Source organism: Pseudomonas sp. 2822-17 (genome assembly GCF_002742485.1).
Taxonomy (GTDB): domain Bacteria; phylum Pseudomonadota; class Gammaproteobacteria; order Pseudomonadales; family Pseudomonadaceae; genus Aquipseudomonas; species Aquipseudomonas cyclaminis.
The window spans coordinates 1-228 of the sequence record NZ_LJRZ01000013.1 but is presented as its reverse complement, the minus strand read 5'-3'; the positions used below and the strand labels follow the sequence as shown (position 1 = coordinate 228).

Annotated in this window: 1 protein-coding gene; it reads right to left on the bottom strand. The window is 36.8% G+C overall.

The genetic code is table 11. The features are described 5' to 3' along the window. Positions 1 to 228, bottom strand: a 228-nt coding sequence (locus AOA60_RS00035; RefSeq protein ID WP_143522292.1) for an MFS transporter, incomplete at both ends; no start/stop codon positions are given.

Here is a 228-nt window from a genome sequence, read left to right as displayed (position 1 = left end):
CCCGTGAAGTACCTGAATAAGCAAAACAAAATTTGGATCAGGAACGATTGACATGAGAATCCATCTGAAAGTATATAGTATTGCAGCAATGTGAATTAAAGTCAGTGATCTGAATTTTTTTAGCCAATAAACACTTAGGGCAAATACCAATGCTTCAGTTAGAACACCAATAAACCAAGCCCATCCTACATAGGACTCACTTCCACCAATCGCAACAATATATAATCC